This window comes from Dyella sp. GSA-30, assembly GCF_027924605.1.
Taxonomy (GTDB): Bacteria; Pseudomonadota; Gammaproteobacteria; order Xanthomonadales; family Rhodanobacteraceae; genus GSA-30.
Genome location: NZ_AP027042.1, coordinates 5,264,622 through 5,277,124, shown reverse-complemented (window position 1 = coordinate 5,277,124; position 12,503 = coordinate 5,264,622). Strand labels below are relative to the sequence as shown.

Genomic DNA, 12,503 nt, shown 5'->3' with positions numbered 1-12,503 from the left:
TAGTGGCCGTCGGTAATAGAACGGCTGTAGCGCGAATCTTTACGAATGGTCTGCCATTCGTTCGCCGCGCAGAGGGCTTACTCTGCAGGGGGCAACTGCGCGCGTTGGCGGCGCGAGCGCGTAAGGCGCTCCACCAGCAGCGGGAGCAGCGCCAGCAACGCGATACCACCCAGTGGCCATAGCACTTCGTGCCGCAATAGCAGGGCGGGGCCCAGCTTCGCGCTATGGCTCAATGCGGTGCCAAGCCCAGCGCCTACCGAGGTCTCGAATACCAGCATGACCGTGCCACCCAGAAAGGTGGCACCGATAAACAGCCATAGCGGACAACGCAGCCAGGCCAGGCTGATCGTCACCAGGCCAAAGGGTACGACCGGCACGAAGCGCAGGAACATCGTGTAGCTGACCGGATGATGTGCGAATCCGTGCTGCAGCTTTTCCACGATTGCGGGCGGATGCTTGGCTCCGGCGCCGAATGCGTAGCGGCTGGCAAGGAAAAGAATCAGCGAGCCCAGGGTGACGCCCACCGAGGAGTACAAGGTGCCCTCGACCACGCCGAACGCAAAGCCGCCTGCAAAGATCACGATGATGGTGCCGGGGATGCCGGTGGACATCGCCAGGGTCAGCAACCCGATATAGACAATACGGCTAAGCCAGGGAGCGGCAGCGATGTCGCTACGCAGCTGTTGCTGATGGGCGACCAGCTGCTCCGGGTGCAGCCGGTCCAGGATGCCCGAGCCGAACAACACAATGCCGGCCAGCACCAGCAGGATCAGCGGCAGCGCGGCGCGCAGGCGACTCAATACTTCGGTCCGGTCTGGCCGTACTCGGCCAATACAGCGCGTGCCTCATCACGCAGGATGTCGCGCCGCACCGCAATGCCGCGCCGTTCGAGCTCGCCGATCCAATCGGCCGGCAACGGGCCTTCGTCGAACTCGGTCAGTTCCTCGACGTCTTCGGCACGCGCACCGATCAGCAGTTCGTCGACACCGGCCCATACCGTTGCGCCAAAGCATTGGCAGCACGGTTGAGAGCTGGTCGCCAGCGTGTAGCGGCCGCCTTGCTCGTTGAGCCGGTGCGTCGACAGGCGCTGCTGGGCGGCCATGTAGGCGAGTATTTCCGCATGCGCGATCGAGCAGCTCTGCGGCACCACGCGATTGGCCGCCGCTGCGATCAGGCGGCCTTGGTCGTCGAATACGGCCGCGCCGAAGGGGCCGCCGGTGCCCTGTGCGATGTTGCGCCGGGACAACTCGATCGCCAGCGCGACGCGTTCTTCGTCGCTATGGTAGCGGCGCTTTTCGTCGGCCACTTCTTCGAGCCACGGCGGCAGGGTGAGGTGTACCTGGATCGGTAGCATCGTTTTCAACCCGACTGTTTGGCCCAGGTATCGCGCAGGGTAACAGCGCGATTGAACACCGGTGCGTCCGTGCGATGGTCGATGCGATCGGCGACGAAGTAACCCAGGCGTTCGAACTGGAAGCGCTGCTCCGGCAGTGCCTGCGCCGCGGCCGGTTCGACCCAGCCATGCACGAGTCGCTTGGCGTCCGGATTGATATGCTCGATCCAGCTCTTGCCGTCGCTTTCGTCATCGGGCGCGGGCACGTTGAACAGGCGATCGTACAAGCGGACTTCGGCGGCCACGCCGTGACGCGCGCTCACCCAATGGATCGTACCCTTGACCTTGCGGTCCGCGCCCGGCATGCCCGAGCGCGACTCCGGGTCGAGCGTGCAGCGCAACTCGATCACGTTGCCTTCCGCGTCCTTGACCAGTTCGTCGCACTTGACGATGCCGACGCCGCGCAGGCGCACCTCGCCTTCCGGCTTCAGACGATGGAAACCCTTGGGCGGTACCTCGGCGAAATCCTCACGCTCGATCCACAGCTCACGCGCAAAAGGCACCTGGCGCGAGCCGAAGCTCTCGTCTTTGGGGTGGTTGGAGAACAGCAGCGTCTCTTCGTGGTCTTCGGGCAGGTTGGTGAGGGTGAGCTTGAGCGGATCGAGCACGGCCATGCGGCGTGGCGCATGCGCGTCGAGATCTTCGCGTACGCAATTTTCGAAGATCGCGTAATCGATCACGCTGTTCTGCTTGCTGATCCCCAGGCGCTCGATCAACAGGCGAATCGCTGCCGGCGTAAAGCCGCGTCGGCGCAGGCCGCGCAGCGTATTCATGCGCGGATCGTCCCAGCCGTCGACCAGCTTTTCGCTGACCAGCTGCGCGAGCTTGCGCTTGCTGGTGATCGAATAGCTCAGATTGAGGCGCGAGAATTCGATCTGGCGCGGCTTGGCCGGTTCGGTCTGAAAACCGGCGTCGTGCAGGTGCTGCCACAGCTCCGGATGATTGACCAGGTCGACCTTGTCGACGAACCAGTCGTACAGCGGGCGATGATCCTCGAACTCCAACGTGCACAGCGAATGCGTGATCCCTTCCAGTGCATCGGACAGGCAGTGCGCGTAGTCGTACATCGGGTAGATCGGCCACGCGTTGCCGGTGTTCTGGTGCTCGACCTTGCGGATGCGATAGATCGCCGGGTCGCGCATGTTCATATTGCCCGAGCTCATGTCGATCTTTGCGCGCAGCGTCTTGCTGCTGTCGGCGAACTCGCCCGCGCGCATGCGACGGAACAGGTCGAGGTTTTCCTCCACCGGGCGATCACGGTAGGGCGAGTTGCGGCCCGGTTCGGTCAGCGTGCCGCGATAGGCGCGCATGTCATCGGGGTTGAGGTCGTCCACATAGGCGTGGCCGTCCTGGATCAGCTTGAGCGCGCCGCGATAGAAAACCTCGAAATAATCCGAGGCATGGCGCAGATCGTGCCACTCGTAGCCCAGCCAGCGTACGTCGTCCTTGATCCCTTCGACGAACTCGGGGTCTTCCTTGCCCGGATTGGTGTCGTCCAGGCGCAGGTTGCACCAGCCGATGAATTCGGCGGCGATGCCGAAGTTCAGGCAGATCGCCTTGGCATGGCCGATATGCAGATAGCCATTGGGCTCGGGCGGAAAACGCGTACGGATGGCGTGATGCTTTCCGCTGGCCAGGTCGTCGCGAATGATCTGGCGGATGAAGTCGCGCGGCTGGCCCTCGCCCGAGGGCGCGGCAGAGGTGGCGGGCGGATGGGCCAGGGGAGATTCGGTCGACATCACAGTAAAAACTCGGGACGCGTAGCGGAAACGGATGATTCTACTAGTTCTGGCGGATTTGACGATCCGCCACCGAAAAGCTGCTTTATGGCCGGCGGGCTTGCTCCCGCTCGTGGCGACGGGTAGCTTGCAGCCATGCGTATTGCCTATCGAGCGGAAAACCTGATCGACGCCCACCTGGTCAAGGATGCGCTCGAGCGTGCCGAGATTCCGGCGTTTATCAGTGGCGAGTACCTGACTGGCGCGGTTGGCCAGCTCCCTGCCATGGACTATGTGGCGGTCATGGTGGCCGAAGACAACCTGGCCGCCGCCGAAGGAGTGGTGCGCGAGGTCCAGTCGCAGCTTGCCGAGGCGCGCGAAGTGCTGGCATCGATGGATCCGGATACCGATCTGGACGGGTCGTTCGCCAGCGCCTGCTGAGCCCGGTTGCTTGGGGCTGGATTGACTGAGAATGTAATCTCAGGGCATGAACAAGCCCATCTCTTCGATCGAATCCCTGATCCGCGCCGTGCCGGACTTCCCCAAACCCGGTGTGACGTTTCGCGATATCACCCCCTTGCTGGCCGACGCCGGCGGCTTTGCCCGCTGCATCGACGCGATGGCCGAGCCCTGGCAGGGCAGCGAAATCCAGGCGGTTTGCGGGATCGAGTCGCGTGGTTTCATTTTCGGCGCGGCATTGGCGCAGAAGCTCCATGCCGGTTTCGTGCCCTTGCGCAAGCCCAACAAGCTGCCGCCGCCGGTAGTCGAGGTGGAGTACCAGCTCGAATACGGCGTCGATCGCCTGCAGGCACGTAACGATGCGCTACGTCCCAACGAAAGGGTATTACTGGTCGATGACGTGCTGGCAACCGGAGGCACCTTGGCCGCCGCGCGGACACTGGTCGAGAAGCTCGGTGGTACCGTTTGCGGTGCTGCCCTGGTAATCGAACTGGCAGCGTTGCAGGGACGCGCGCGATGGCGGGACGACGTGCCACTGCACGCCTTGTTGCGTTATTGAATTTCACGTCGACCGGTACCAGATATCCGCTACTTTCCCCGAATCTTTTAGGAGGCCGCCATGCTTGGAATCGGTGCCTGGAAACAACGCATGCCCCAACGGCAGGATGCGCTGCCGGGGCGCGAAACACCTATTCGTCCCACTCACCCGCATCACGTCACGGGACGTTCGCTATTGCCTGAGGCTTTCCCCGGCAGCGAAGTATTGGTTGTCGGCATGGGCTGCTTCTGGGGTGCGGAACGGAAGTTCTGGAGCATCCCGGGTGTATACAGCACGTCCGTCGGTTATGCCGGTGGCTACACGCCCAATCCGACCTATCGCGAAGTCTGCTCGGGCGAGACCGGTCATACGGAAGTAGTCCAGATCGTATACGATCCCAAGACCGTCGACGTCGGCAGCTTGTTGCGCACGTTCTGGGAAAGCCACGATCCCACCCAGGGCATGCGTCAAGGCAACGACGCGGGCACGCAGTATCGCTCGGCGATCTATGCATCGAGCGCCGAACAGCTTGCTGCCGCCGAGGCGTCCAAGCGGGAGTATCAAGCGCAGTTGTCACGCGCGGGCTACGGCGCGATCACGACGGAAATCGCTATGGCCGGCCCGTTCTATTTCGCGGAGGACGAGCATCAGCAATATCTGTCCAAGCATCCGGATGGCTACTGCGGTTTGGGCGGCACGGGCGTGGTTTGTCCGATCGGGCTCGATGCGGCTTGAGCCGAGGCTCTTCGCGGCCTATTGAAAAGCGGGGCTCTCAATGAGCCCCGTTTTTTATGATTGGATGTTTTAAACGCTCCAGCGTGAGCCTGGACTCAAAAAGTCAGCCCTTACACGCTACCATCGGCGCCTGATTGCCGAAGGATCGTGCATGCCCAGGCTTTTTCTATCGACCGCCTATCTATTACTCGCGCTTTGCCTGGCAGGGTGCGACGTTTCGCAGTCCCAGTCCGCGACTCCAACGCAGGCGTCGAAATATGCGGTAGATCGCTTTTTCAAGGATTCCAAGGCACAAGCGCTTGCCGTGGCCGCCGAGCAGGGAAACGTTGCAGAAGTGCAGCGCTTGATGAAGCAGGAACACGTGAACCCGGATGTGATCTTCAGCGAAGATGGCAGCGGGATGCCGTTGGTTGCGTGGCCCGTCTTTACCGAGAATCCCGCTGGTCTCAAGGCGATGCTCGATAATGGAGCCAATCCGAATGCCAAGCAGCTCCATCCTGCGCAGGACACCACTCGCTTCAAGGGGCGATATCAAAATAATGCGATGGTGTGGGCTGCCAAGGAAGAAGATTCTGTTTACCTGAAAGAGTTGCTCGACCATGGTGGAGACCCGAACACCAGGAACTCCAATGGTGAGACCTTGCTGTTTCAGGCATACATCTGGCACGACCAGTGGCAGAACGTGCAGCTTCTGGTAGAAAGGGGTGCCGACATCAATGCGTTGTCGCAGCAGATGTCGATTCTGTATGACTACACTTCAATGGGCCGGTTTGAGAAGGCGTATTGGCTGCTGAATCATGGTGCCAACCCTCGAGTTGGAAGCCAGATCACCCAGCCACCACCACCGGCGCCCCAGCGTTATTTCGCAGTTGAAGATATTTTCTGGCATCCGGGTAATCCGAAAGATCCCAGTTGGCAGCGCAAGTGTCAGCAATGGCTGCTGCAACACGGTTTTACGCGTCCGCCCATGCCTCCAGATTATCGTGACATGCGCAAGAGTTTTGGCATTCCGTACGAAGAGAAAGACATTCCGTTGTTGTGACCGATTGATCAAGGAGTGATGCGATGTCTGGCGACCCTCAGCAAGAACAAGCGCTGTTGCAGCGGCTTCGTGCAAGTGGTGATCCTGCCGCCCAAGCTGAAGCGCAGCAATTGGGAGCGCTATATCACGACCAGCAAATGGGTGGGCTGGCGGCTGATGCCTATAACGCAGCTAAGGGTAGCGGCCAACCTCCTGCAGGATGGACGCGAGCGAGCGAACATCCTGAGCTGCTGTCGAAGTATGCGCCATCACTCCATTTAACCAAGGATCAATTGAACGACATGCTTAAGCCGGATGCATCCGGTTTTCGCGCTGAGATCTATTTGCCAGATCCCAAGATATTGGGGCCGGACTATAAGCCTGTTGTCGCCTTCAAAGGCTCATCGGGCGACGTAATGTCGTCGGATGGAAAACTTCACGACACGACGCAGGAAGACTTCCTGGCGAATAATTTTCCACAGTCGGTAGGCATGCGCACGGATTACTATGATCGCGCAATGCAACTCGCGCGCGATTTGCAGCGCGACGGTCTGAAATTCGAACTTACCGGTCACAGTCTTGCGGGCGGCATGGCCGCGGCGGCTTCGGCCGTGACGGGAAATCACGCCACCACCTGGAATGCTGCTGGGTTGCACCCGGAAACGGCTAAGCGTTTTGCCGCCGAAAACCCCGGGGTGGCCGTACACGACGTAAACAAGAACGTCATCTCCTACCAGGTTCAAGGCGAACTCCTCAACAACGGCATCCAGGGCAACATCCACAGCCTGGATTACCTGCAACGGCAGGAGCTCGGCGCGGTGCTGCAGGAAGGCAGCCAGCTATTGAACCAGTTGCCGCAGGGCCGCGAACTGCTCAAGCAGGATCTGAGCAAGAACATGCCGCCCGATGCGCAGAAGACGGTGCACGATTTCGTCGACAAGGTGGCAACGGGCGATACCAACAAGATGCTGCGCGAGCTGCCGCTTGCGGCAGGTCAGCAGCAGCCGCTGCTGGCGCCGATGATGCCAGCCGGCCCCGATGGCTCGGTGCTGATTGCCCGCAAGAATCAGATGTCGCTGCCCGAAGTGACCTATCTGGCGACGCCACTGCTCGAGACGGCCGGTGCCGTCGCCAAGGGCGCGCAAGTCGGTCATCAGGCGGGCGAGGTCGTCGCCGCCGGCGGCAAGATGACCAATCAGGCGTTGCATGCCACCGGCGATGGCGTGCGGAATGTCACCGAAATGGGCGGCCAGGCGGCGCGTACCGTTACCCAGTTCGGCAGCCAGGCGACGCAAGGCGCCGAGCATCTCGCGGGTGCGGTCGCTGCGCATGGGCGTGTGGCGTTGGGCGAGACGGGCGCACGGGTTACCGAAGGGTTAGGGAGCCTGGGGCAGTTCACCGCATCGCTGGAAGCCGATGCCTTGCGCAAGGTCGGCAGCGTGCTACCCGATGGTGCGCATAAGTGGATGGACAAGCAGGCGGGTCAGCTGGACCAGGCAGGCGACGCGGTTCATCGTGCCGGGCAGGGGCTGGCGGCCGATGTGCGGCGCGATGCGCATGCCGACGCGGCGACGATTCGTGAAGCTACCCGCGCTGTGCAGGCGGCGACCGATCATGTCGCCACTCGCGTGGGCAATCTGCAGCATGACGCGATTGCCGGTACCGGCAAGTTGGCGGGCGGCGGTCTGGATGCAACAGGGAACCTGGTGCAAGGCGTAACCGATAAGGCGCCCGTCGCCGGCTCGGCTCTTGGCGGTGCGGCCGGTCTGGGCGTGGCTGCTGCTTACGAATTTCGGCCGTCGAACTATCCGCGCCTCGTGGGCGCCGCCGTGGCCGTCGCGAACGGTAAGGCGGCAGGACAGGAAGCGCTGGATCGCCATGGCATGGCGGTGGTGTTGCCGAGCATGGAGAGCCGCATCGAGAACGTCGAACGCGAGGCACGCCAGACGTTGCAGCGCAATACGCCGACGCAAAACCAGACGGCACCACCGGCTCGTGAAGCACCTCGCCTCGACGATCCCTCGCACGCCGGCCATGCGATGTTCAAGCAAGCGCGCGATGGCGTGCACAAGATCGATGCGCAGATCGGGCGCACGCCGGACCAGCAGAGCGATAACTTCGCCGGCGCCCTCGCCGCGGCGGCGAAAGCAGGCGGCTTGAACCGGATCGATGCAGTGGCGTTGAGCGACAACGGTTCGCGCGCGTTTGCGGTGGAGCACGTGATCCCCAATGCGCTTTCACGCGATGCGCATGTGGAAACGGCGCAGGCGGTGAACCAGCCGCTCACTCAGAGCACGGCGCAATGGCAGCAGGCGGCGCAGCAACAGACGCAGACTCAGGCTCAAACGCAGACTCAGACTCAGACTCAGACGCAACAACAGGCTAATCCGCAACATCCGGCGATTAGCATGAGTGGCCGCTGAGGCGGGCAACACCCGTGCAATGGGATCTTTGTAGGAGCGACTTCAGTCGCGACAAGCCGTGACGTAACCGGGGGTCGCGGCTAAAGCCGCTCCTACAAGCTCAGAAAGGTTTTCGAAGATCCTGTTGCCACTCAGGCCTGCACACGCGTCGCACGCCCACCCTCGATATGCGGCTGCATCAACTCCGCCGGAAGGCTCCGGATCACTTCGGTAAAGCGCTTGAGGAAAGTCGTCATCGACGAACTCTTGCGCCAGACCAGCGCAAGGCGACGACTCGGCGCGTGCCCGGAAAATTCCAGCAGATGCACGTTGTCGGTGCGTGCCATCGGCGGTTTGATCGCGAGCGTGGGCAGCAAGGTAATGCCGACATTGGCCGCGACCATCTGCCGTAGCGTTTCCAGACTGGTGGCACGAAAGCCGGTTTTTTCGCCGGCACCAGCGAGCTGACACACTTCCAGCGCCTGGTCGCGCAGGCAGTGCCCATCTTCGAGCAGCAACAGGTTTTCGTCTTCCAGGTCGCTGAGTTTCAAGCGGCTCTTTTTCTGTGCCAGCGGATGCGCCTCCGGCACCGCCAATACGAAAGGCTCTTCGAACAGAAATTCGCTATGCAGGCTGTCTTCGTGCACCGGCAGGGCCAGCACGCCGGCATCGAGCGAGCCTTCGCGCAGCATGCGGATGACGTGCTCGGTTTTCTCTTCGATCAGCAGCAGTTCCAGGCGCGGAAAGCGTGTGCGTACCAACGGCACCAAGTGCGGCAGCAGATACGGACCGAGCGTGGGAAATACGCCCAGGCGCAGCGAGCCCGACTCCGGATCGCGCGTGCGTTGCGCGATGGCCTTGATCTCGTCGATCTCCGAAATCACGCCGCGTGCGCGACGGGCGATCTCCCTTCCGGTTTCCGTCAGCAGCACCTTGCGCGGCGTGCGTTCGACCAGCGCGACCCCCAGTTCGTCTTCAAGTTTCTTGATCTGCGTGGACAGCGTGGGTTGGCTCACGAAGCTCGCTTCCGCCGCGCGACCGAAATGCCGATGCTCGGCCAGTGCTACGAGATAGTGCAGGTCGCGAAGGTTCATGGGCAGCGGAGTACTCGATAGGGTATGCCTATCATTATGATACTAACAATCAATTTGAGCAATGAATGCCAGGCGCGTATCTTTTGCCTTGTCGGGACGCAGCCAGGTTGGCAATCAACCGCTCTCTCGCACGGCGCGCGCCATCCCCTCCCCCCGCCAGGCGCGCGCAACTCCAAACCGATAGCGACCCTTTGTGGCTCTATCGGTTTTTTTTTGCCCAAAGTTCAGTGGGTTCCCGCGCAAGCCTTTTTCGTGTCGAACCAGGCCCATGCCTTATGGCACTGTGTCCGAAGTCATGCTGCTCCTAGCGTGGCGGCTCGTTTTCACCCCCAGGGAATCCCCAGCCATGCGTCAGTTCGTACGTCCGCTCGTGCTTACCGCGCTCGCCGCTTGTTGCGGCACCGCGCTTGCAGCTTCCGCTGCCAACGATCAGCCGCACGGCAAGCTGCCGCGCTGGGCGATGCCCGAGTCGTACCAGCTGAGCTTCAAGGTGGATCCGCGCCAGCAGGATTTTTCCGGCAGCACCACGATCAAGCTCAAGCTCACCCAGGCGTCCGATCACATCTGGCTGCATGGCCGCGAATTGAAGGTCTCCAAGGTCGTCGTGACCGATGCCGCCGGCAAGAAGCACAACGCCAAATATGTCGAGGTCGCGCCGGATGAAGGCGTAGCGAAGATCGACTTCGGCAGCAGCTTGAAGCCACAGGAATTGAGCGTGGCGATCGAGTACACCGCGCCGCTCAACCAGCAGCTGCAGGGTTTGTACAAGGTCAGCCACGAAGGTCAGCCGTATGCGATGACGCAGATGGAGCCGATCAGCGCGCGCTATGCGTTCCCCGGTTTCGACGAGCCGTCGTTCAAGACGCCGTTCGAACTGACCCTGACCATTCCCAATGACGAAGTCGGCATCGCCAACACCAAGCAGGTGAAGGAAGAGCCGGCCGGCGATGGCTGGAAGAAGCTGAGCTTCTCGCAGACCGAGCCGCTGCCGACCTATCTGGTCGCTTTTGGCGTGGGTCCGTGGGACGTCGTGAAAGGCCCGGATATCTCGGCTACGGAATTCCGCAATCACAGCACCGAGCTGCGCGGTATCGCCGCCAAGGGCGAAGGTCATCGCATGCAGCATGTGCTGGGCGAGACACCGTCGATTATCCACACGCTGGAGAACTATTACGGCTTCGGCTATCCGTGGGACAAGCTTGATCTGCTCGCCGCGCCCGACTTCTCCGCCGGCGCGATGGAAAACCCGGGTCTGGTGACCTTCCGCGACTGGCTGTTGCTGCTCGACAAGGACTCCCCGGCCAACTACGTGCGCGGTTCGTTCAACGTCACCGCGCATGAGCTGGCGCACCAGTGGACCGGAGACACCGTGACCATGGGCTGGTGGGACGACCTGTGGCTCAACGAAGCTTTTGCGACCTGGATGCAGCAGAAGGTGACGCAGAAGGTGCATCCGGAGTACCGCGCCGATCTCGACCGCGTGCACGGTGCGCAGGGCGCGATGAACAACGACAGCCTGGTGACCGCGCGCAAGATCCGTCAGGAGATCACCGGCAACGGCGATATCGAAACCGCGTTCGACGGCATTACCTATCAGAAGGGTGCCAGTGTGCTCGGCATGTTCGAGGGCTATGTCACCGAGCCGGTGTTCCAGAAGGGCATGCGTGCCTACATCCAGGAACACAAGTTCGGCAACGCCACCGCCGACGACCTGATCGATTCGATCGCCAAAGCGGCCGACAAGGGCGACGATTTCAAGGCTGCGTTCCGCAGCTTCCTCAATCAGTCCGGTGTGCCGTACGTGCAGACCAAGCTGACCCAGGAAGGCGGCAAGACCGTGCTGCATCTGACCCAGAGCCGCTATCTGCCGGTTGGCAGCGCCGGCGATGCCAATCGCGTGTGGGGCGTGCCGGTATGCGTGCGCTACGGTGCAGCCAGTGGCAGCAAGGTCGCCTGCGAGCTGTTGAGCGAGAAGGACGGTTCGATGGTGCTCGCCGACGCCGCCAAGAACACCTGGGTGATGCCGAACGCGAACGGTTCGGGTTACTACCGTTTCAGCATGGACAAGGCCGACCTGGGTGCACTCGGCAAGCAGATCGGCAAGCTGGACGATGCCGAACAGCTCGCCTATGCCGATGCGATCGGTGCGGGTTTCCGTCATGGCGATCTCGATGCCCACGACGTGTTGACTGCACTCAAGCCGCTGACGGCTTCCAAGACGCGCGAAGTGGCCACTGCGCCGCTGACCCAGATCGACTGGATCTACCAAAACGAAGCGGTCACCGATGCACAGCGCGCCCGCGTGCAGAGTTGGGTGAAGGCGGCTTATCTGCCGCGTCTGCAGCAACTGGGCTACAAGCGCAAGGCCGGTGAGCCGGACGGCGATTCGCTGCTGCGTAGTGCTCTGGCCGAAAGCCTGGCGCTGGATTACTCGGTTCCCGAGGTCCGTGCCCAACTGCTCAAGCAGGGCGATGCAGCGCTCAAGACCAAGGCCGACGGCAGTCTCGATCTGGCCGCGGCCGATCCGGATCTGCTTGGCAGCGCGCTGGGCGTGGCGGTGCAGGAGCGCGGCAAGCCGGCGCTCGACGAGCTGATTGCACAGTTGCCCAAGACCAGCGATCCGGCCTCGCGCAATGCCATGCTGCAAGGCATTGCGTCGGTCAAGGATCCGGCCGATGCCGAGCGTGCACGCAACTTTGCGCTTGGCAAGGACGTCAAGGTTGGCGAGATGGCCGCCATCCTGCGTGGCAATCGCGACACCCAGACCAGTCGCGACGCGATCTGGAACTGGTCAGTGGCCAACTACGACAAGATCATCGCCCGTACCGGCAGCTTCGCCGGTGGCCGTCTGCCCAGCATGATGGGTGGTGGCGGTTGCTCGCAGGCCGAGGCTGATCGCCTGGAGGCGTTCTTCAAGCCGCGTCTGAAAGACGTGACCGGTGCCGAGCGCGGCCTCGCCCAGACGCGTGAAAACACGCTCCTGTGCGCCGCACTCAAGGCAAAGCAGGACCCGACCGCGATCACGCGCTGATCGACTGGGAAGACTGAAACGACGCCGGGCGGTGCGAACCGCCCGGCGTTTTTATTGGCACCGGACCAACCCCATTCAGCTGGACCCGCCGTTGCACCTACACTGAGCCGTG

At 62.1% G+C, this 12,503-nt stretch carries 10 protein-coding genes; 6 read left to right on the top strand and 4 right to left on the bottom strand.

Annotation, left to right across the window (positions count from 1 at the left end):
- Positions 1 to 77 precede the first annotated feature (77 nt).
- Genes QMG46_RS22740 through QMG46_RS22730 form a run of 3 tightly spaced genes read right to left on the bottom strand, consistent with a single transcriptional unit; the run spans position 78 to position 3,132 of the window.
- The gene (locus QMG46_RS22740) at positions 78 to 800 is read right to left on the bottom strand and encodes a TVP38/TMEM64 family protein (RefSeq protein ID WP_281850182.1); all 723 of its coding nucleotides are present in this window, start codon (positions 798 to 800) and stop codon (positions 78 to 80) included.
- Positions 797 to 1,354 carry a nucleoside deaminase gene (locus QMG46_RS22735; protein WP_281850181.1) on the bottom strand — a complete coding sequence of 186 codons (558 nt, stop codon included), beginning with the start codon at positions 1,352 to 1,354 and terminating at the stop codon, positions 797 to 799. The genes QMG46_RS22740 and QMG46_RS22735 overlap by 4 nt, the downstream gene beginning before the upstream one ends.
- 5 nt (positions 1,355 to 1,359) lie before the next feature.
- The gene (locus QMG46_RS22730; RefSeq protein WP_281850180.1) at positions 1,360 to 3,132 is read right to left on the bottom strand and encodes a glutamine--tRNA ligase/YqeY domain fusion protein; all 1,773 of its coding nucleotides are present in this window, start codon (positions 3,130 to 3,132) and stop codon (positions 1,360 to 1,362) included.
- A gap of 135 nt (positions 3,133 to 3,267) precedes the next feature.
- Between QMG46_RS22730 and QMG46_RS22725 the strand changes: the two genes are divergently transcribed.
- The 5 genes from QMG46_RS22725 to QMG46_RS22705 all read left to right on the top strand — a co-directional run bounded on the left by QMG46_RS22725 (position 3,268) and on the right by QMG46_RS22705 (position 8,287).
- Positions 3,268 to 3,552 carry a putative signal transducing protein gene (locus QMG46_RS22725; RefSeq protein ID WP_281850179.1) on the top strand — a complete coding sequence of 95 codons (285 nt, stop codon included), beginning with the start codon at positions 3,268 to 3,270 and terminating at the stop codon, positions 3,550 to 3,552.
- 58 nt (positions 3,553 to 3,610) lie between these two features.
- On the top strand, positions 3,611 to 4,129 hold the full coding sequence (locus QMG46_RS22720; RefSeq protein WP_281852957.1) for an adenine phosphoribosyltransferase: 519 nt from the start codon (positions 3,611 to 3,613) through the stop codon (positions 4,127 to 4,129).
- A 60-nt stretch (positions 4,130 to 4,189) separates the two neighbouring features.
- Positions 4,190 to 4,843, top strand: coding sequence for a peptide-methionine (S)-S-oxide reductase MsrA (gene msrA, locus QMG46_RS22715; protein WP_281850178.1), 654 nt, complete (start codon positions 4,190 to 4,192; stop codon positions 4,841 to 4,843).
- Positions 4,844 to 4,994: 151 nt separating this feature from the next.
- Positions 4,995 to 5,885, top strand: a complete 891-nt coding sequence (locus QMG46_RS22710; protein ID WP_281850177.1) for an ankyrin repeat domain-containing protein — start codon at positions 4,995 to 4,997, stop codon at positions 5,883 to 5,885.
- Positions 5,886 to 5,908: 23 nt separating this feature from the next.
- Positions 5,909 to 8,287: a Tle-like phospholipase domain-containing protein gene (locus tag QMG46_RS22705; RefSeq protein ID WP_281850176.1), complete on the top strand. Its 2,379-nt coding sequence runs from the start codon at positions 5,909 to 5,911 to the stop codon at positions 8,285 to 8,287.
- 131 nt (positions 8,288 to 8,418) lie between these two features.
- Here the strand turns inward: QMG46_RS22705 and oxyR are convergent, their stop codons facing one another.
- The gene (oxyR, locus tag QMG46_RS22700; protein ID WP_281850175.1) at positions 8,419 to 9,360 is read right to left on the bottom strand and encodes a DNA-binding transcriptional regulator OxyR; all 942 of its coding nucleotides are present in this window, start codon (positions 9,358 to 9,360) and stop codon (positions 8,419 to 8,421) included.
- A gap of 346 nt (positions 9,361 to 9,706) precedes the next feature.
- On the opposite strand from oxyR, the gene QMG46_RS22695 reads away from it, so the two are divergent.
- Positions 9,707 to 12,391, top strand: coding sequence for a M1 family metallopeptidase (locus tag QMG46_RS22695; protein ID WP_281850174.1), 2,685 nt, complete (start codon positions 9,707 to 9,709; stop codon positions 12,389 to 12,391).
- Positions 12,392 to 12,503: the final 112 nt, after the last annotated feature.

Bases quoted from the DNA above. Each gene is read 5' to 3' on its own strand.
- QMG46_RS22710 (WP_281850177.1), top strand. From the start codon at position 4,995: ATGCCCAGGCTTTTTCTATCGACCGCCTATCTATTACTCGCGCTTTGC.
- msrA (WP_281850178.1), top strand. From the start codon at position 4,190: ATGCTTGGAATCGGTGCCTGGAAACAACGCATGCCCCAACGGCAGGAT.
- QMG46_RS22705 (WP_281850176.1), top strand. From the start codon at position 5,909: ATGTCTGGCGACCCTCAGCAAGAACAAGCGCTGTTGCAGCGGCTTCGT.
- QMG46_RS22735 (WP_281850181.1), bottom strand. From the start codon at position 1,354: ATGCTACCGATCCAGGTACACCTCACCCTGCCGCCGTGGCTCGAAGAA.
- QMG46_RS22730 (WP_281850180.1), bottom strand. From the start codon at position 3,132: ATGTCGACCGAATCTCCCCTGGCCCATCCGCCCGCCACCTCTGCCGCG.
- oxyR (WP_281850175.1), bottom strand. From the start codon at position 9,360: ATGAACCTTCGCGACCTGCACTATCTCGTAGCACTGGCCGAGCATCGG.
- QMG46_RS22695 (WP_281850174.1), top strand. From the start codon at position 9,707: ATGCGTCAGTTCGTACGTCCGCTCGTGCTTACCGCGCTCGCCGCTTGT.
- QMG46_RS22725 (WP_281850179.1), top strand. From the start codon at position 3,268: ATGCGTATTGCCTATCGAGCGGAAAACCTGATCGACGCCCACCTGGTC.